The following is a 20518-nucleotide window of genomic DNA, read 5'->3' on the forward strand; positions in this document are numbered from 1 at the left end:
TTATTCCACCCTAGATTATAGGGAGGTGCGGGATACTCGTCACCCGGTTACCCAGGGCTTCTTCTGCCTAATTTATTCTAGGGGCGATCGCTAATTTTCCAAGTCTAGGCTTAATTGCCACTCGAACGGTGCAAAACTTGAGTATAGACAGACTTGGTTTTTTCGGCTAATTTTTCCCAAGTGTAATGTTCCAAAACTTTCTGACATCCGGCTTCACCCATTTCAGTGCATAGGGATGGGTTGTTCAAGAGTTCTATAATTTTATCAGCAATTTGGCTGGGATTTTGTTCGACTAAAAATCCATTAATTCCCTCATCAATGACATCCCGAATAGCAGGAATATTTCCCCCAATTACTGGTTTTTTCATCATCCATGCTTCCGTATAAACTCCCCCAAAACTTTCTTGCATAGAAGGGACACAAAGTAAATCGCAAGCCGCCAAAGCGTCGGTTTTTTCTTCTAAACTAACTTTGTCCAGTTCTAAAATGCGGTGATCGTTAACTTCTGCAAAGAATTTTTCCGAAAATTTAGTCTGGGGACCAATGGCAACAAAACGAGTTTCTGGAAATTTTTTCCAAACAGATTCAGCCGATTTAATAAAGGCTTCAATCCCTTTATACTCATACTTTTGCCCCAGGAATAAGAGGATAGGATGGGAACCGATGGAATATTTATTTCTGAAGCGATCACCATCGCCATCGGATGCTAATAAAGGACCAATTCCCGTCACAAATATATTCTCTTCCTTTACTCCGAGTTCGATTAACGTTTGTTTTTCGACCTGAGTTAAAGCAATCACTGCATCCGCTTGCCGGTAAAGATTAATGTACTCTCGGTACAACCATCCCACCCAGCGAGGATGATGTAATGGGACGAATACAAAGGGAATATTTAACTTTTGTGCCAGTTGCCAGGAGGCATAACTTAGCCCCTCTCTCCCCATCCTGACATTGTGAATAATTTCAGGTTTCTCGGCATACTGTTCGAGTTTAGGTAACAAAACCTTAGAAATTTTGGCAATGGCAGTTTTCTTAATCCCATAATACCCAGCTATATAAGGAATCAAGGACTTTCGTTCAGCCGGAGTCAAGGTAATTTGTTTAACATCTACCCCATCAATTTCATATTCCTTAACTTTTTCCGGCGCTTTTAAAGTTGTTCCTAATAACCAATCGGTTCGATTCTCGGTCCAGTGCGTAATGACTCGAACCTGATTGGTTTGAGCTAAAGTTGAAACAATTTTATGGGTATGAAGTTGAGCGCCGCCAATTGCTGGAGGATAGGCTGTAATGGTGTACAGGAGTTTTAAAGAAGACTCGGGCATTTCGGGTTTCCTTTTCCAAAAAATTACAGAATAAGCTAAGATCTATACGGTCTAGGAACCTGGGATAGACAGGCTGTTGGGGACAATCGATATAGACGGGTGAACTGGCAAGGGTGAGAGGACACTCTCGATTTTAACGCCTAGGATAGAGAATGGATGGTTCGGAACAAAAACTGAAGAAAATATTAACATCATCAGTGGCCCTCCACTGCGATCGGTCTGATTGACTCAAATATTTCTAGTCGTATCCTATCAAGCATTCCATCAGTCAGTGAACTTGACAATTTTTTTTGCTGTGTTATAGTCGTGTTCATTCTGGTTTTGTCACTCATGTATCTGGCCCCTACGAACTGCTTATCTAAGTGACGCCTTATCTTATATGGCTCACAGCAATTCTTATAATAGATGTAGAATAGAGTTTTCTCTTGTTCCATTAGCATCACGACTTCAAACCACGGAGTAACTATGAAGTGCCCTTTATGCCACAGCGAATCTAAGCCGGTCTTCAACACCCAATATGCCCAAGTTAATCAATGTTTAAATAGCTCCTGCAAACATAAGTTTAATACCGAGTCATTACCCCGAGGAGGGGTCATGGATTACTCCGGAGCAGATGACTTCTCGATTTATCGGCAGCGAAACCTGGAAATGATAGATTATTTATTAACCCAGGGGTATCTAAATACTCAGGCAAAAGTTCTGGATTTAGGTTGTGGAGAAGGACACATTGCCCAGACATTCAGCGATCGCAAATTTGATGTAACCTGTGTTGAACTAAGCAGTTCAGCTCGTAAAATTCTCGATCAACGCGGATTAGTAAATTATCCCACCACCCAGGACATCCCTCCAGATATTCGATTTGATTTGATATTAATGATAGAAGTTATTGAACATCTTAAATCTCCGGTTTCTGTCCTTAAGGAGGCAAAGAGTCGCTTAACTGATAAAGGCATAATTTTTGTCACAACTCCCTGTGCCGATGGTTTAAAAGCTCGACTATTCCCTAAAAAATCAGAAGCGTACCAAGAGCCAACCCATCTTCACTTTTTTAGTTCTAAATCACTGAATTCTTGTTTTCAAATAGCCGGTTTTTCTGAATTCCAGCGATTCTATCTCCCCTGGATAATCCCCAATCGTTCTCCTGTCCTAAAAACCCTCGATAAATTATTGTATGGGATCGACCTCAATTCTCACTTGACCTACTTCCTTTTCAACTCCTAAAAATCGGAATTGACACCAGTGCTGATGCTGATTCAATCTAGGGCAAATTAAATAATAAAAGACTCAGGGTTAGTAGTTTAGCTTCATGAAACCCCAGTTTAATTATTAATTAAAAATAACTGATTTCCGATGCACGGGAATGACAGTTTTTTTTATGAACTAGGGGTGGTGAGTTGATTTCAGTCCATCTAGTGACTCATGTCATTGCATTAATAATACCTGAGATTTTTTCAGAAATCCCCTACCAAATTGAATCGGCATTTACCCGATTTTTGCAACTCACCCCGTTCAGTGATTGATATGACTAGACATCTTGCCCCCGAAAGCACTCGCTAACAGCAGTCGGAAATAAGGCAGCAACCAAAAAACTGGCCAGAAAATGCCTGCATGACGTTGGGCAAAAACTTTCCATTCTCCCAGGGGTAATCCTTTCGGCTGGTTAACCTTTTTCAATCGTTCCCATACCTGGAGTTTTGGATCCGCCCAGCAATCTCCCGCAAGGGAATTAACCGGGCAAGTGCCGATATAACCGGGAACAATCCAGACTGAACCCCCATTTTGCTTCACTCGTAAACCATAGTCCATATCCCCCGTACTATGAACAAAATTGGGATCAAGATTACCGACCTTTGCCCCAATATCTCGGGGAATTAATACGAAATTTCCGTTCATGGTATCACAACGGAGGGGTTTATCCTCTGGTGGACGTAATTTGAATTTAAGGGGATGCCACCAATTTTTTTTAACCATGCCACCATAGGTCAGCAGATGGGTTTGGGGATCGCAAGTAGAACCGATGACCACGCAGAGTAATTCCCCTTGCGCTTGTAAAAGTTGATAAGTTGAGATAGCTTTAGTGATCGCATCTGGGTAAAGTACCGTATCATCATTGAGCCAAAGATAGAACTCCGGATCAGAGGCGATCGCCTCTGCAAAAGCACGCCGCATTCCCCCATTCCAAAATAAGCTCCCATTACCCTTAAGCAGATTGACGTTAGGATACTGTTCTTGAACCACTTCTGAAGTGCCGTCGGTACTCCCATCATCGACCAAATAAATGGTTAGTATTACTTCGGGTGGTAGTTTCTGCGTGAACAGTCCAGCGAGACTCTCTAAAGTTTTCTCTCGACGGTTGTAGCAGGTCATAATCACGGCGATGGTTTGAGGTTCCATTTCTATCATCCTTACTTAGGCTTGTCAGCGGTGATCGCGCAGGAACTCGTAACAAGTTCTAATCTTTTAATGGCCATCCACTCGAACCCGTACCGAGGGATATTGTCTAAAATGCGACTTGCTAATCAATGTTCTTCTGCGCCGTTACGTTGTAATCTTTTAAAGATGTTAAATTAAAGAATTTTCCTAAAAAAACTTCTGTAAGCTTGCCGGAAGGACAACGCACTACCCAGGAGTGTCAACTTAAGGTGACAACTGATGTTCTAATAATAACGGGGCAGGGCCAATTTCTACCCGATTTCTCCTGAGCAACTGTTGTTCACCCGCTAAATTCCGCACCTGCTGGACCCCCCACTCTTCCGGTACCTGAAAGCGGGAGGGGCCATCCGTATTCCAGACAATCCAAGCTTTATAGTCGCGATCGCGGGTTAGCTCACAAGTCCAAATCATCTGTTTTGCTTCACAGTCGTTCATCTGCGCTCCCACCAGCCAGTTTTGCAGCTCCCCATAAGCAATTCCAGCCAGAGTGGGAGTGGTGCGATCGGGCTGAGTTAACCGCAAATAAATACCTTGATGATCCCAAACATACCAATACAACCGAGCCACTCCCGCGGCCCAATTTAGAATATACGATCGCGCCACAAACCCCGCCGCGCCCCACTCGTCAGAAAAAGGTGCAATACCTAACCATCCTGTTTCTGTATTCCATAATGGCTTATCACCCACACCATACTTTGCCATAGTCGTTTGGACTTGTTGAATCAGGGGAACCATTGTTTCCGGAGGGAGAAAAGGTACATAGAAATGAAAGCCAATTACATCCGCATAAGCCCCCCCACCCCCTGCCAAGTATTGATTCAACCACTCGACGCCATGCTCTCCATCTGTAGGCGGAGGAGAAACTACCGTGATCGAGGAATCTACCTCTTTCAGAATTCGATAAGCTTCTTCACATAGGGTTAACATTGTCTCCAGACTGCCCGTATAAAACCCCTCCAAATTAGGTTCATTCCAGAGTTCATAGTAGTGAATACGCCCTTTATAGCGGGTGGCGACGGTGCGGACATAATTACGCCAGTCCTCTATATTTTTCGGTTCGGCTGCGGTTCCCGTAGCATAGATCGAAGGTTCTTGAGGTCGGGCAGAAGCCCACCTTGGTGTCAGGCTCAAATTGAGCAGAAGTTCTACCCCCTTTTCCTCAGCTAGAGCCACCGACTTGTCTAAAATATTAAAATTCCATTCCCCTTTTTTAGGCTCCAACTCAAACCACTCCACATAAGCCGCCATCAAGCGCCAACTGTAAAAAGGAACAATAGGCCAAGGAGTGAGGGTCGAAATGGGTGGGTCCGTGACATAGGTAGGAGTCGTAGCTACATGGTGGATATGGTTTCCAAACAAGCTGGCCGGGATGGGCTGAGTTGGGGCTTGGATCTCGACCTGAACGTCCATCTTCAAACTACTCAAACTCACTGCTGTGGTTAAGGACAAAATGAGTAAAACTACAAATATAAGAAGGTGGGGTTTCGGTTGCTTCAATGTCCATTCTCCTGTTTTACTCTCAATGCAAGCCCAGGGGTTACACCCTCAGTTCAAAAATAAAGTTTTCCACCCTTAATCATTTTCTTTTTCCAATTGCCAGCAATGATTTTTCTAATCCCAATGATTGTTCTATCTCTAAATTCGAGTCAGGAAATAAAATAGCCATTTCCTTCTGTGTCAACAGTCGTAGCTCCGAGACCATATTCTTGCAATATTCCGCTGTAGGACGAGTCACTAGACCCCAAACCGTAAAATTACGGACTACTTTATGCTGAATTGACTTGGGCAACCAATGTATAAACGGCGTTAAAAAATGAGGCTCTACAGGAAAATTATAACTCGGAGTTTGGACGAAAAAATTGGGGGCGACTCTTTGAATTTCCGAGGCAAATTGAACTTGGTTCTCCCAGGTTTCTAAATGTTCAATCACCGAATTACTAAAGGCAATATCAAACGCCGAATCTTCAAACGGTATGTTTTTACCATCGGCAACCACCCACGATATATTCTCCGGGAGTGTTGTCGAGTTTTCATAGAGGTTTATCACCGTAACCTGTGGCACGGGAAAGCCTTCTTCCTTCGCTAATTCCCAGAAAAATTGATCTCCCCCCACATCTATGACTCGGGTTGCTTCTTCCACTTCAAATCTGGCATAGAATCTTTGCAGTCTACCTCGTCTAAAATGCCGTAAAAAAGGAGCATATAACTGATGAATGTTCACCATATTTTTTATTTTACATCCCCGATAATTTTAAGCACACTTTATGTTCCACCTCTCGTAATTTGACCGATGGTTCTGGCAAACAATTAGCGAAAGGTGCTCAATCCTGGAACAAATTAGCCTTTATAGCGACCCTAAATGAATTTGACAATGGATCCAAGACTGAAAGTCTTGGAGTGCGTAAAGCGCTGACGCGCATAGCTTCGCTGTGCGGCGAAGGGTGCCGTCCTGCATCACATCTTGCTCGCTATCTTTATGTCAAACCGAATGAATTGCCATCAGTATAGCATCAGAGACCCACTCAGGCGTCAGATTTTGGATGCGAGAGCGAGCCACACTCCTCATTCTAGCCAACTCTTCTGGGGAGGTTGAAAGGGTACGCTCCAAAGCTGAGTAAGCTGCTTCTAAATCATCTGGGCGAAATATCCATCCGTTTTCCCCATCACTGACCAGCTCCTCAACAGATTGACTGTACAAGCTGCCCAGCACCGGCAAACCCGCCGCCATCGCCTCATTGACCACCAGCCCCCACTCATCCGCCAGAGTGGGAAAAACAAAAATCCCCCCCCGCTCATAAACTTGGGGTAAATCGGAATAAGCTAAATTTCCTAAAAAAGATAGGGAAATATTGGGGGGTAAAACTTGCTGCTCCAAGGTGGAGCGCAACGACCCCTCTCCGACTATCAAAAATTCTAGAGTTCTGTCCGGATGTGCTTCACCCCAACGAGCAAGGGCTGATATAAACAGAAGTAGACCCTTACGCTCAATCAGTTGACCCACATAAAGCAAGGTGTAAACCTGGTTAGCCTCTTTTGACAAAGGTAGAGCCGTAAAAGGGGAGATTTCAGTTGTATAGGGCGCAACAAAGATTTTTTCAGGAGCGACACCATAACTTCGGACATATCTCGCCCCACTCTCTCCATTCACTAGTACAGCATCAGCTTGAGGCAAAAGAAATTTTCTGACCTGTTCCCTTAGCTTTCCTCTTCCCTGCTCGCTATATTCAGAAATCGTAGCCCACAAAATTAGTCGGCACTTAGAAGACCATTTCCGGTACAACAGAGAAAGCAGGCTCCGCATTCCCAGCTCCCCAGAAATTAATACATCGGGCTGATACTTTTGCAGGAGCCAGAGCGTATCATAGGGAATATGAACATACACAGGCTCGGAAAATCCATGTGGATGCCGCCAAGCGCGTTGTATCGTTAGGGTTTTCTGGACCTTGACATTCAACGAACCCCAATTTGGCTTCCATTGCCGATTGGGTTCCATCGGCGTCGAGATAAAAACCTGGAAATCATCAACCTTTTTAGCTATTGCCTCATAAAGGACTTCCCGATAGGGAGGAATAAAGTTGGTTAAAAGTGCAACCCGTTTAGCCATAGTATTGTTTGGTTTTGTGATGGAATTGAGTCGAGGGACGAACAACCTTGAAATATCTGGTCGGTTCAGTTCCCTCTCAAAACACATTCTCTAGGATAATGCCTCCCTACCTTCAGTGGTAGATATGCCAGGGTGGAGGTTGAGAGGTCGGGCAAGTGGTCTATGGAACAGGGTTTTACGGCTGTTGGGATGCACTGGCATTCCTGCAATCCCTCGATCAACCTGTTGATTGTGTCGCGAATTATATGGGGTCTCCAACTCCTGGAGAGCTATCAGTTTTTTTCGATTTTCCAGAGCTTGTCTTCAAAATCATCGCGACTATTAATGGGCAGGACGCTGTAGCCTTCCTCTTCTGCCAGAAGATTCCGTAAAATGGGAGACTGACTGTATAAATAGACATCGCTAAAGCCTGTAGGGATTGTTGGCAGATTAGGTCTTTGTACTAATTGAAATTGCACATGATCTTCCAATAGATAGGTCAGAGATAAAATACCGCCAACCGCTTCATCACTGATCAGAAGCGGAGCGCTATTTTGATTGATGAGTCTAGCCATTTGAGGTGCTGATTGAAATCCTTTACTCCACCAAACTGTTGATTGAGCACTGACCCCACAAGAAACTATCCCCCCTAAAATCAGTAGGAAGGTCACCATCTGCCAAATCTGCTTCTGATTTAAGGGATTTTTGTAACTCTCCGTCATTTTTCTTGACAATAAGTAAGCCACCGCAATTTGTATTCCTAAGTAACAAGGAATGAGGTATCGCGGAACCATAGATCGCTGTCCGCCGAAAAGCAGATCAGGCACAATTAGAAAGATGGCGGTTACCCCGATCAGGGAAAAAATAAACCAATCCTGATTGTTTTGAGTTTTCCGGTTTAAATAATAGAGAGAATAAACTCCTAAAATCACAATTCCAATAATGGGAATCAGGGAAGGGATTAGGTATTGTAAGGGGGCTCTTGAGTTAATGTTAATATCAAAAAAAAGCCGACTTAGATTTCCTAGCCAGCTTACCCCTAAAGAAATAAGACTTACCGCTTGAGATGTCCAGGATGTAGCTGTTGTAACTTTTTGATAGTTGGTTGCCACAATCCATATCCAAGGAGTGAAAGCAATGACGCTACAACCGGAAGCCAGCAAATAATTGATGGTTATTTTACTAATGCGAAATCTTTCTCTGATTAGGATATAAATTCCATGACTGATGGCAACTAATGCAAAGAGTAAATGTGAATAAATACCGACAACTACAGTAGCAGAATAGAACAACCAGTTTCTATATTTTTGGAGTCTAAGGGCTTGCAAGAGGGCGGCGCTAGAAAGTAAAATTGTGACGATAAATAAACTAGACTGCCGTGCTTCTTGCGCGTATAAAACATGAAAGGGAGAAACGGCCACCAAGGCGATCGCCACCCATCCAGTCAAAGACCTGTCAAATAATTCTCGGCATAGCCAATACATACAAGGAAATGCCATCATGCTAATGACAGCGGATAAACCCCTCATCAAGGTCACAGAATGCCCCAGTTTATCTACCAAAAAGCGGGCCATCAAATAGTAGAGCGGCGAATGTTCTGGACTACTGGCTAATGCCTTAAGTGCATCGTTTACGTCTTTCTTTGGTTGCGTAGGTTGATAGGTTTGATGTAAAAATTCCCGGCTGATGAGTTCACCTGTGTAAACTTCCGATATAACCATATCAGCCGTATATCCTGAAATTCTTAACGAAGAATAAGTTTCATCTTCCCAGTAAATTTTTTGATCTATATTATAGAATCTAAAAAAAAATCCTAAAATTAATATAAAACAGACGAGCCAGCGAAAATTCCGGGCTGAAAAAGGTTTCATTTTATCAAGCATAGGTTAGAGGGAGGATTGTCAGGTTTCTATAAAAAATCCAAAAATAGCCCACTCAATATTCTCCTGGATAGATTAATGGCTCCATTCCCGATCGGGTGATAATGTTCGGGCTTCTTGAGTGAAGGAGTTAATTCTGGTTTAAGGGATGCCCCCACTTAGACTACCATAAATTAATTTGATAGAATACCCTTGGGAACCCGGGTTAAGAGATAAAATATTCTATAACTCTCCTGAACCCAAAATCAGCAGGTGCTGTTTCTGGAAATAGAGGGTCCTTAGCCTATCATATCAGCCCGAGTTAGGTAGTATTACCGCCCTCCCTAGTGTGACCATCAGCCCCCTCCCCTGTGGAGAGATTCTGCCACTCTTCTGGTCTCCAGATCCTATCGAGGAATTCCTGGCCTAAATTTTACCATACCTACTCATCCTTACTCTATAAAACCAAAAGGAATCATAAAACCATGACAGACGGAGTAACCCAGCAAAAGAAATCCTTCAATGATACTTATTCCCGAGCTGAAAATTGGTCGTATTGGGATTCCCAGGATCCTCTAACTCAATATCTACTTACCAGAAGATTGCGAATTGCGGTGGATCGGGTGATGCAGATTACCCAGGCTTCCCCAGCGGATTGGAATGTTTTAGTTCTCTGTGGTGGAGTTGGCGGCGAGGGCAGCTTCTTAGCAAACTATGGGTTCAAATCGGTTACCGTTTCAGATATCTCCGAAACTGCATTAGAGGCTTGCAATAAACGAGATTCTCGTTTAGAAACCCAAGTAATCAATGCAGAACAACTAGAGCTTCCAAATGAAAGCTACGATTTAGTTCTAGTACAAGATGGTCTTCATCACCTTCCCCGCCCGGTGCTGGGGTTTACTGAAATGCTCCGCGTCGCCAGAAAAGCGGTCATTGTGATCGAACCTCATTTAGGTTTAGTCGCTAACTTAATGGGGACGACTTGGGAAAATCATGGGGGAACTGTGAATTATGTATTTCGTTGGAACGCTTTGCTGTTAAAACAGGTCACTCAGAGCTACATTTTAAAATCTCCCTGCTCTATCCAGGCCATTCGGTTATGGAATCATAATCTCTTGATGGCAAAAGTCGGAAAAATTTTAGGGGGTAAGCAAGGAGCAGTTTTGGCCGTAAAATCCTTCTACTTTATACTCGATTGGTTGTTTGGCTGGCTAGGAAATATGATGATTGGGATAGTCATCAAGTACGACACTCAACAGTAGCTGGATTCGGCAAGAGAAAATAATGAAAAAGGAGGTCTCCTGACTCACCACAGACCTCCTCATTCTATAAATCCTATTCAAATGCGAGTTCACAGTTTACTCCCGAGTGGGTTGCACCCATCTCTCTTGCTCTGAAAGAGAATTGGGCAGTGAATATTCTGGTTCCCTGGCTGAGTCTAAAGATGGAGGCATGGGTAACAAACCAATGAGTACAAAGACTAACCAATATAGACTCTTGGGTTCAACCAGACGGGTTTCCGTAATGTTGGCAAAGACCAGATAGGTTAGGAAAAGCATCGGCCATAGTGTTTCCATCGTTTTGGTCTGGATTATCCAGCGAAAACTGTGGATCAAATTAATGGTGAATGCGATCAAAAACATCGATAATCCCACTACTCCCAATTCCACCAACAAGTCCATAAACCCATTATGACCGTAATTGGGTCTCCAAGGACTATTGAGCCAGATATATGCGGAGGGTCCCCTAAACCCGAGCCAATAGGTCTTGAACCCGAACCCGAGCCAACGATTTTCTCTGCTTGTTTCCAGCATCAGTTCCCACACAGGTGTACGTCCGCTCAGGGTATCGTCCTTCTCCAGAGACTCAAAGACGAGTCCTGAATTATCTCCAAACCACACCCCACTCACGCCGCCGAGTAACACCACGAGGATTGCGAAGTAGACTATCAGTTTAGAGCGAAAACGCAATCCTCGGTAAAGTGGAATAAGAACCAACAGCACTAAAAAAGTTACCCGCCCTCCTCCTGATTTGGCCTGCATTAACAAAAATATAGAAAGAATACAGCCTGACCAAGCCAGCCAAGAAGGACACAATCGACTACGGGCCAGCAACACAAAGAAGCCAGCACTAAGACCCATGAGGCTACCCAGTACGTTTTTATGGTTATAAATACCGCGCCACGCTCCGTTAAACATGGGTTCCGGATGAACTCCATCTGAGGGTTTCGCAAAGCCATACAGCATACTGAGGAATGTAGCCAGACCCAGGGTCAGGCATAACATCTCAAACTGCTCTTTTACGGTGTAACGAGTTCCAACGTAAGTGGCAAATATGGTAATGCCTATGAAATCGCGAAGATGACCTCTGGTAACTAGGGGGTCTTGGGACCATTGTATCGAGAGAAAAGCAATGCCCACCAGGATATAAGGGGATAAATTGCCCGCCCTAATAATCCCCAGGAGACAGCGCTTCCACCGTAGAACGATTAGGCTCAAGCTGATGGTATAAATCAGCAAAAAAATAAGCCGCGTTCTATTAGGACCCAACGAGAGTCGAAAAGCGTCGGTAGAAAGCAAAAATGTCACAACAACAAACGCTTTTTCGGTATAAAGTCCGAGCCGGAGTAGGGAACGGATCAACTGTGGTACATACATAACAGCACTAAATGATGCTTAGGATCGAGCCACAAATGCTAATTTACAGAAACAAGGACTAATTTACAGAATAACAAATCCTAACTGGATGGACTAAGGTTAGGAGATCTTTCCTCAGTCCATCACCTGATTAAATAGGTCCGAGTAGCGGCGAGCTTGGCGCTCTAAGGTATATTCTCTTTCGACTTTTTCCCGAGCTTGATGGGAGAGCTTTTGATATCGCTCTGAATTTTCGAGGATCCAAACAATTCCTCGTGCTAAATCTTCAATCTCAAAAGGTTTTGCCAAATAACCATTGGTTTGGTGTTCGATCATGTCCGGTACTCCGCCAATGTTAAACCCGACGCAGGGAGTACCACAGGCTAGAGCTTCCATGACCGTGTTGGGTAAGGTATCTTGAATGGAGGGGAGAATAAAAACATCAGCGGCGGAATAAACTAGAGCTAGGGAAAGTTCATCATTGAGTTTTCCTAAGTAATGAGACTTGAACCCGAGTTCGGTGCCTTCGGTTGCTCTAGATGCCCCAAAAACCACGAGTTCTATCTGTTCTTTCCATTGAGACTGGCTCAATTGTTGCAGGGCTGGTTGAAGTAAATGAAATCCCTTCCGTGGATCCGTAGTGGCATTCAGTGCGCCAAACAAAATCAATTGCTTATCCTGCGGTAATTTCAGCAGGTCCCGAGCGATCGCCCGGTCCATTGGTTTATAAGTTTCTGTATTCAGACCATAGGGAATAACCTCCACTGGCACTTCCTTGAAAAGAGAACTGGCTTGGGCTTGTTTGGCCAACCAATGGCTGGGAGTAACTATCGTTAACTTAAGATTCTTCCACGCTTTTGCTTTCCGCTGCCAAACCCAACGAGAGATATCCCAATTCCTCTGGCTGTCTAATTGTGGACAAGTCCCACAAGATTCAGTATAGCGATCGCAATTCCCACTAAAATGACATCCTCCTGTAAAACCCCACATATCATGGAATGTCCAAACAATGGGTTGCTTCAAATGCGCGAGGGTCTCAATTTGTAGATATCCCCCACAGACCCAATGAAGGTTAATCACATCTGGAGCAATCTTATTAACTTGAGCGGCAATTCCATCCGGAATCCATTGGGGTGAAAAAACGTCGCGAATACGGTTTGGGTGAATGAACATCGGGAGTCGGTTCAGATTCGGTCTTAGCTTGGCAAAATCTTTTGCAAGGCTACTATTTTGCACAATAACTCGTCTATCATCGCTTAATTTCGTTTGCACTAAAATTTGGGAGTCGGAACCAATCTCTTGCAAACCCTGATGTAATCGATAGGCGGACCGAGCGGCCCCTCCTTCCCAATCGGAAGCACTGATGAGTAGAACTTTCATGGAAATCCCTTTTCTAGTGAACTTGATTTGAAGTCAGATCGGCGATGGAGAAAGACCAGTGATTTACTCTGCCTGTGGACTATTTCTCTCAAACATGAGGCAGGCCACTTTCACAAACAGGTTGGTCGCGTTCCGAAGAACTATCCTGTCATCATTATAAAATACAAGCAAAATTAGCTTTTCATTCTAGCAACCATCCAAGGACAATGAAACCGCCTGCAATTTCGGTAATCATTCCCACTCTCAATCGACTCCAGCTCCTGCAACAAACTTTAGAGTCTCTTCGCCAACAAACCTTCACTCAGTGGGAAGCGTTGGTCGTTGATGATGGATCCAATGATGGCACTGTCGAGTTCCTACAACGAGTGAGCCAGGAAGACTCGCGAATTAGGTTCCTAGAGCGCGAGAGTTCAACTTCCGGTGCACCGGCTCGTCGGAACCAGGGAACCGCTGCCTCTGAAGGAAAATATGTCATCTACCTCGATTCGGATGATTTGCTCGCACCCACAGCTTTATCCAATCGCTTTCAAGCAATGGAAAACAACCCCGAACTTGATTTCGGAGTGTTCTCCGCCGTCCTATTTCGTAATCACCCCGGTGATATGAGATTGCTTTTAAATAAGGAAACAACTACCCAACAAGATGATATAAATAGATTTTTAAAAATTGATTGTCCCTGGCAGGGTCTTTGTATGATTTGGAAACGCCCATCCTTTGATAAACTGGGGTCTTGGGACGAAGATCTGTTGAGTTTTCAGGACTGGGATCTTCCGATGCGGGCTTTAATTCTCCAGTTCAATTATAAGCGCTTTTCTACAGCGGATTGTTTTTGGCGGGTGTCACAACATCAATCTATTGGGTCTACCTCAAAATCCCCGGCCCATTTGAAATCCCATGAACGCTTGTTTGATCTGACTCATCACCGGCTGATGAATGCGGGATTGCTCACTAACGAACGACTAATTTTGATGGGAGGACTCTCCTTTTGGCTGGCTCAATGTTGGGTAGAAAGTGGAGATAGGTCTGAAGCGTTGAGGGTTTGGAGAAGTAGCTATGACAAAAACTGGGTCCAGCAACCCTTTTATTCCCAAGGGGCCTGGTATCTCAATCAGATTGCTGGGGGAGAAGCTTTAATTAGCCGGATTATCTACAAGTTTTTTGAATTGACTTGGCCAAAAGGATTGGCGTTCAAATGGTCCAAAACGTTTTGTAATACTCCTGTGCCTAAGTCGGTTCAACTTCCAATGGTCCCCCTGCCTTTAACTGGAACCCAATAGTTGTTGATAGATTTCAACGAGGCGATCGTTGAGTTTGTTGATATCATAGCCTTCTTCCATGTAGGTCCGCCCCGCCTTACCCATTTGCGGCCACACTTCCGGATTCTCCACCAGATAGCTCAACTTTTCAGCAAGTGCCTCCACGTCTCTTTCTGGGACTAAAAAGCCGGATTTTCCTTCTAAAATCCCTTCTGGAATCCCGTTGTGCAGTGTAGACAAGACGGGCAGGCCCCTCGCCTGGGCTTCTTGTAAGACCAGGCCCTGTCCTTCTTGATCTCCATCCGCAGCAGTGACGCTCGACAACAGGAAAATATGGGAGGAATCATAAAGATGGATTAGTTCTTCTTGGGTTTTCCATCCGAGAATCTGAACTTTTTCGGCAATTCCCAGTTCTCCAATCAAATGCTTCAAAGGCTCTCGAAGAGGTCCATCTCCAACAATTTGATATTCTAGGTTAGGATGATGTTCTAAAACTTTGGCAACCGCTTGAATGGAATACTCAATTCCTTTTTTTTCTACGAGTCGAGCCACGGTCATGATTTTCACGGACTCCCCTTGTCCGAGAGTGGGTGGACGAAACCTGTAATGAGACAAATTGATGCCCATCGGGAGGGTGAAAATTTTGTCAGGTGGGCAGCCTAGGGCTACAGCTTTACTTGCGGTGTAAGGAGTATTAGCGGTATAGAGGTCCCCTTTTTGAAACAAGTCTTGATAAATATTGGGATGGGTCTGACGGGGATAAAGATTTACGTCAAACCCATGAAAGGTTGTGATGATTTTTCCCTGAATTGCACCAATTTCCCGCAATAATACCCCCCGTAGTCCGTAGGGTGCAAAGTGGCAATGGATAATATCATAAGCGGGCTGATCTAAAAGAGGGATGGCAGAATATAAGAGCCTTAAAAAGTAGCCTTGGTCTCGATGCTTGAAGTAATTGTACTTAAATAAATTTAGCGATCGCAGCAAAGTCATGGGTGATTTGTAGCCATGAGCAAGCAGGATTTTTGCTCCTTTCACTGTCCGTAACACTTTTTTAGCAGGCAGGGGAGCATAGCGGGTTTTATCCAGCAAGTTGTACTTCTCTACGTCCGGATGAACTTTCGACGTTTCGCCGGGTTCATCGGCATAAATGTCTACTTCATGTCCTCGGGAAACTAAGCCGGTAATTTGATTTAAAATATAGGTTTCAGATAAAGCGGGAAATTTGCCAAGCATGACAGCAATTTTCATAAGTTTGAGGAAGTGTGGTTTTTACAAATTTTCGGTTGACTTAATCCCAAGATATTAGGGCGCTTGTTTTTGATAAATAACTGTTACTGAATGACCATCAAGTAAACCTCTTTCATCATTCATTCTCTTGGCTAAAATTTTTCCGTCAATTCCCGATATCTTTTGCCAAATTTTGTATGGCATGAAGTTGTCTAGCCACTTAGGTTCTTGCTTTAAAGCAGCCTTCCGGCTATTGTTAACAAGCGAAAAAATCCACCATTCTTTATGAAAATCTGATAATTTTTTATGCTGGATACTGACTAGGTTTAAATTAAATTTTTCCACTAAATATCTCATAAATTTATCAGACAAAAAATTAACATGATGCGGGGGCATATTGAGCAAATTATTACTGATTAAAGATAAACATGAGTCAGCACTGGTGACTGAATAGATTAAGATGCCCCCTGGTTGGTAGATCTAATACAACCTTCTATAAATGAATTTATTTCAGGAATATGTTCGAGAACTTGGAAGGCCCAAACCACATCATATTTAATTTATCAGAATTCTCTAAAGAATGTGGTTGGATAGACTCATTCAGCACTAACGTTCCCTGGTGTTCGGCAAGTTCTTTTGCTTTCCCGCTAAATTCAAGCCCGACATAATTAGCGCTCGCTACTTTTTTAGAAAAAGCCCCTTTTCCACATCCGATTTCGAGAATTAAATCTGATTTCTTTATGAATGGGTTGGCAAAATTGTATTCGGACTTTTCATCCATATAGTACCAATCAAATTTTTGTAATTGCTCATCAAACCATTAACACCACCGGCGGTCGGGGGCTAAAAATATATTAAATCTGACTCGTTTGACTGGTAATTTGTATTTTGTCAATTCCATAAAATTATTTAAAAACATCTATTTTGAAAACTTTTTATACAGTGAAATTAAAGTTTTTGAATTCCCTTCTTCCAAAATTTTGACATTAGCATTACCACTTAGTGGGCAGATTACACTCATCCGGATGACCCTCAAGTAAGACCTAATTTTCGACCCGCTATAGATTAATAGATTAATCTATTTATCTATCAGTAAAAATGAAATGTAACAGACAGAATGAGGGGCCAACTATAGACCATCTGGAATTTTTTAGACGAGTCCTCATTCTGTTCATCATCAGCTTATTGGGAGATTAAAGATTTTTCATTTATTTAGTTTTCGCTTGACCTCCTTTAGCCAAAGACTTTAAAGCATTTTTTAAAAGAGCTTTAAAACTTTGAGTTTCTTCAACAGTAATTGTTTTTCTTTGCGAGTTACTCTTTTTGCGTGCCCAAGCCCACCATTCATCTTGGATTTTGAACTCCGAATAATCGGGATGTTGCATCACGACTAGGCGAAACAACAATTCTATGTGGGGAGTATTCAATTCATCCTCTCCCATTTCTTCATGATTTATCCCATCGGTTGAGCTTCTTCCGGTTCCCCCATACGTCCAGTTATAATCATCAAACAGAACCCATCCACCTTGCTTTAGCAACTTGTCTGCTAAACAAAAAGCGAAGCCATCAATTGTCCAGTTTTTCGACCCATCTATGAAACAAAAGTCATAAATCGGCTGGCAACTGTAGTTTTCCGTATTTTTTTCGATTTGCTTTTTTAAAAACCAGGTATATGAAGTTTGTTCCCGCACAACAGTAACGTACTTTTCTAACCCGGTTTTCGAGAGGAGTTGTTCGATAGAAGGGTCTCGCCATTGTGTAGTGGAGATTAAATCGACTGTCGTCAGATTGCCTCCTCCTATTTCATCTAAGGCAGCGGCTATATAACAACTAGAAACCCCATGAGCAAACCCTAATTCTAAACAGTTTGAGACTTTGTTGTCTATAATAAAATCATAAATTATTTTCCCTTGAGCAGGTGTCATAAACGGAACTCCTTCTAGGAGTTGTTTCACTTCTTCAAATTTCATTCGTTAAACCTCCCTCATACCTTGATTAAGAATACAATAGAATTCTGGCATCCCTGTAAAAAGACAAGCTGATTTATCAGGGGATTAGAGTCAATTAGTCAGATAGTCAGAAAACTTTCACGAGTCTAATGACTGACTTCTTACCCATTTTTTCTAGGCGATCGCCAACAACCGAACAATCGATTTACATTTAGACAGGAACTAACCTAAGTTTTTGTCCTGAATACAATACTCCTGATGTTCACGGGTTTTAATTAACGCCTGGTTTTATGTTCAATTCATTTAAAGGACCTATTTCATGTGACATAATCTGGATGGTTTTTCATAACACAATAACGAGCATTTAACTTTCTGGGGTCTGCCAAATTCCTCAGCTAAAGTTGTTGCTGGGAATTTCTATGATTTGGGGGCCTATAATAGAATACAATGATGCCAGTATATTGTCATACCATTTGAACTAATTTTTCTTTAGAGAAGAATAGAAATAGCTCAGTTGTACATCTAATAATTTCCCTCCCAATGTAGGCAATCGTGACTAATATGGGGCTAAACAGAGATTTTTTACATGGGCAGCTTGTTGAATAGGCTCATCCGCTCCCAATAAATCCGTTAATAGGAAAACCTCGCCGGTTTTACAGAGATTGGAAATATTATTTTCCCGGGCCTTCTTCAAATTGGCATCATCCATAATCCTGCAACTTATGCGCCATCATGATGAGTCGCAGTGGTTTCTATAGGGGATCTAAATCATGGAAAACCCCCCGTTTAGCGAAGCTACCAAGAGCGTGATCCTTTTCTCATTGTTTCATTGATTTAGCCGCGCTCTACAATTAGTTATTGCTGGTAATAATATTAGACCAAAATTTTCTAATCTGTTCTAGCAGATACAATTTGTTACAATCTCCTAGCCCCTGACCTTCCCTCCTGTTACTGTGGCTTTTTAGAAAAGAGAGTTTGAGGGATCCTTACCATCTCTAGTACGGCCTCAGTGCCATTGGGGGGAGCTAACCAGAGGAGAATGTAAAACGATCCGTACAATACGCAATCTCTTAATAGATCAGCGAACAGATTTAGGCTAGGTAGGAAGAGGTTAATTCCGGCTAGTGTTAAAGCAGCACCGATGGAGGCTACCGTAGGTCGAGCGATCGCTCTAACTAAATCCCGCAGTTGTAGTGGCGAACCCTGATAGCAATACATAATGCCAGGAACAAGCAAGAGCGTAAAGAATATGCTATAAGAAAGGGCTACACCTTGAGGCCCCCAAGGGAGACCGATCAGAAAACTCAATATCGTCAAAGGTGAGGCCACTAGAGTCCAACGCAGCAATCGATCCGTTCGACCTAAGGAAAGATAGACCCATCCCATTGACATATTAAGAGTACCTAAGAAAGCAGAAGGACCTAACAGACGAAAAATTGGAATGATCTCTAGCCATTGCTCCCCTAGCAGGATTTCAATTACCTTGTCTGCGACAACTAATAGGAAGGCTACCACTGGCATACCGAAGGATACCATCAACCTGATTCCTTTGCAGTAATAGGACCGATAGCGCGCTGGGTCAGATTGTAAGCGAGACAAGGCCGGAAGCGCCACCGTTGTCATGGGGGCGTTGATCTGCTGGATCGGCAGCAGTAGTAATTGATAAGCTTTAGCATAGAGTCCCAGGGGTTCTGCCCCCCAGCGCCACCCAATGAGTACGTTATCTAAATTACGGCTAAAGAAATTAAAAAAGTTAAAACCCGTGAGGTTTCCCCCAAACGCTAACATCGAACTTACACCAGATTGCCGGACCGGAAGACCAGGACGCCAACCACACCCCAACCAGACTCCCGCACAGACGAGAACATCGGTCACGATATTAAGCATAACCAGAGACCAATAGCCACTACCATACGAGGCCAAAACGATCGCCGAACCAATCCCACTAGCTAGTGCTGTAACCTCTATAGCAGCTAGAACCCCAAAGCGCATCTGCCTTCTTAACAACGCTTGGTGTTGCACGGTCAGCCCACTAAACACGAATCCAATCCCTAGGACAATAGTAATCCCGATTAGGCGGGGTTCCTGATAAAACCAAGCTACGATAGGTGATACAAGGGCGTTGAGCAGCCCAATCCCGAACCCAAGCACAACATTGATCCAAAACAGGTTACTGACCTGATTATGGGTAATGTTGGCCTGTTGGATAGTTGCTGTGGATAAACCCATATCTTTAAACATGGCGACGAAAGAAGTCACAGTCAGCACCATAGCAAGCAAACCATAGTCTTCCGGCACAAGCAAGCGGGCAAGAACAATATTTGAACCCATCAGTAAAATAAACTTGCTGGCCTGGGCGATCGCCGTCACTAGGCCACTGCGAATCGACCGATCCTTTAAATCGACCTCTAAATGGTCGGTGGAGAAATATCTTTGCGGATCGTCAGCTTTGGGAGTTGGTCTTATAGGATCTGACAATTTGACACCTATCCTGGAGATTATGGAGATTACTCTATCAATAACTATCCGGCGACTTAAGTCTTGTCCTAAAAGCCCGGTTAATTTTCATTGCAAGCCAATATACTGGACCGTGAAAAGTTCTGTATAAGTCCGATCGGGCCACCCATAGTGGACAAAAAACATGGCCCCGCATAAAACCAGTTCATAAGACCTACTGGTAAGGATTCTACACTAGCCATGTCAAGGTGGTGGCAACGCGCTCAAAACCCATGAAAATCCAATAGTTCGTCTTAGGTTGATACATCAAAGGATCCATGCCATTCGGCTTAGATTCTCAGATATTAGAAATTATTGAGAATAGATAGGGATAAAAACACGAAACCTCGTTGTGTAACCCCTTGATATGG

The 20518-nt window shown here is 43.4% G+C and carries 16 protein-coding genes; 3 read left to right on the top strand and 13 right to left on the bottom strand.

The features are described from left to right. Positions 1–110: 110 nt before the first annotated feature. Positions 111–1325: a glycosyltransferase family 4 protein gene (locus NG795_RS23540; protein ID WP_367291055.1), complete on the bottom strand. Its 1215-nt coding sequence runs from the start codon at positions 1323–1325 to the stop codon at positions 111–113. A gap of 465 nt (positions 1326–1790) precedes the next feature. On the opposite strand from NG795_RS23540, the gene NG795_RS23545 reads away from it, so the two are divergent. Continuing rightward, the gene (locus NG795_RS23545; protein WP_367291056.1) at positions 1791–2546 is read left to right on the top strand and encodes a class I SAM-dependent methyltransferase; all 756 of its coding nucleotides are present in this window, start codon (positions 1791–1793) and stop codon (positions 2544–2546) included. Between the two features lie 288 nt (positions 2547–2834). Here NG795_RS23545 and NG795_RS23550 read toward each other — a convergent pair whose 3' ends face one another. The 5 genes from NG795_RS23550 to NG795_RS23570 all read right to left on the bottom strand — a co-directional run bounded on the left by NG795_RS23550 (position 2835) and on the right by NG795_RS23570 (position 9212). Continuing rightward, positions 2835–3719, bottom strand: a complete 885-nt coding sequence (locus tag NG795_RS23550; protein WP_367291057.1) for a glycosyltransferase family 2 protein — start codon at positions 3717–3719, stop codon at positions 2835–2837. A gap of 243 nt (positions 3720–3962) precedes the next feature. Beyond that, positions 3963–5168, bottom strand: a complete 1206-nt coding sequence (locus NG795_RS23555) for a GH39 family glycosyl hydrolase (RefSeq protein ID WP_367291058.1) — start codon at positions 5166–5168, stop codon at positions 3963–3965. A gap of 166 nt (positions 5169–5334) precedes the next feature. Then, positions 5335–5982 (bottom strand): class I SAM-dependent methyltransferase, encoded by a 648-nt coding sequence (locus tag NG795_RS23560; protein ID WP_367291059.1) that lies wholly within the window; start codon positions 5980–5982, stop codon positions 5335–5337. Between the two features lie 255 nt (positions 5983–6237). Continuing rightward, positions 6238–7362 carry a glycosyltransferase family 4 protein gene (locus NG795_RS23565; RefSeq protein ID WP_367291060.1) on the bottom strand — a complete coding sequence of 375 codons (1125 nt, stop codon included), beginning with the start codon at positions 7360–7362 and terminating at the stop codon, positions 6238–6240. A gap of 272 nt (positions 7363–7634) precedes the next feature. Then, a complete protein-coding gene (locus tag NG795_RS23570) occupies positions 7635–9212 on the bottom strand; it encodes a glycosyltransferase family 39 protein (RefSeq protein ID WP_367291061.1) in 1578 nt (525 codons plus the stop codon). Between the two features lie 473 nt (positions 9213–9685). Here NG795_RS23570 and NG795_RS23575 point away from each other — a divergent pair, with 473 nt between their 5' ends. Beyond that, positions 9686–10462 (top strand): class I SAM-dependent methyltransferase, encoded by a 777-nt coding sequence (locus NG795_RS23575; protein ID WP_367291062.1) that lies wholly within the window; start codon positions 9686–9688, stop codon positions 10460–10462. A 96-nt stretch (positions 10463–10558) separates the two neighbouring features. Here the strand turns inward: NG795_RS23575 and NG795_RS23580 are convergent, their stop codons facing one another. Together NG795_RS23580 and NG795_RS23585 are read right to left on the bottom strand one after the other, a co-directional pair. Beyond that, a complete protein-coding gene (locus NG795_RS23580) occupies positions 10559–11857 on the bottom strand; it encodes an O-antigen ligase family protein (protein WP_367291063.1) in 1299 nt (432 codons plus the stop codon). 114 nt (positions 11858–11971) lie between these two features. Next, the gene (locus NG795_RS23585; RefSeq protein ID WP_367291064.1) at positions 11972–13216 is read right to left on the bottom strand and encodes a glycosyltransferase family 4 protein; all 1245 of its coding nucleotides are present in this window, start codon (positions 13214–13216) and stop codon (positions 11972–11974) included. 206 nt (positions 13217–13422) lie between these two features. On the opposite strand from NG795_RS23585, the gene NG795_RS23590 reads away from it, so the two are divergent. Beyond that, positions 13423–14493: a glycosyltransferase family 2 protein gene (locus tag NG795_RS23590; RefSeq protein ID WP_367291065.1), complete on the top strand. Its 1071-nt coding sequence runs from the start codon at positions 13423–13425 to the stop codon at positions 14491–14493. Here the strand turns inward: NG795_RS23590 and NG795_RS23595 are convergent. From NG795_RS23595 to NG795_RS23615, 5 genes are all read right to left on the bottom strand, one after another. Beyond that, on the bottom strand, positions 14476–15723 hold the full coding sequence (locus NG795_RS23595) for a glycosyltransferase (RefSeq protein ID WP_367291066.1): 1248 nt from the start codon (positions 15721–15723) through the stop codon (positions 14476–14478). The two genes, NG795_RS23590 and NG795_RS23595, sit on opposite strands and share 18 nt — an antisense overlap. Positions 15724–15777: 54 nt before the next feature. Continuing rightward, the gene (locus tag NG795_RS23600; protein WP_367291067.1) at positions 15778–16047 is read right to left on the bottom strand and encodes a hypothetical protein; all 270 of its coding nucleotides are present in this window, start codon (positions 16045–16047) and stop codon (positions 15778–15780) included. A gap of 160 nt (positions 16048–16207) precedes the next feature. After that, positions 16208–16483: a class I SAM-dependent methyltransferase gene (locus tag NG795_RS23605; RefSeq protein ID WP_367291068.1), complete on the bottom strand. Its 276-nt coding sequence runs from the start codon at positions 16481–16483 to the stop codon at positions 16208–16210. A 427-nt stretch (positions 16484–16910) separates the two neighbouring features. Beyond that, positions 16911–17672 carry a class I SAM-dependent methyltransferase gene (locus NG795_RS23610; RefSeq protein WP_367291069.1) on the bottom strand — a complete coding sequence of 254 codons (762 nt, stop codon included), beginning with the start codon at positions 17670–17672 and terminating at the stop codon, positions 16911–16913. 927 nt (positions 17673–18599) lie between these two features. Further along, complete coding sequence (locus NG795_RS23615; protein ID WP_367291070.1) at positions 18600–20129, bottom strand: lipopolysaccharide biosynthesis protein; 1530 nt, start codon at positions 20127–20129, stop codon at positions 18600–18602. Between the last annotated feature and the right edge of the window lie 389 nt (positions 20130–20518).

This window comes from Laspinema palackyanum D2c (assembly GCF_025370875.1).
GTDB lineage: Bacteria > Cyanobacteriota > Cyanobacteriia > Cyanobacteriales > Laspinemataceae > Laspinema > Laspinema palackyanum.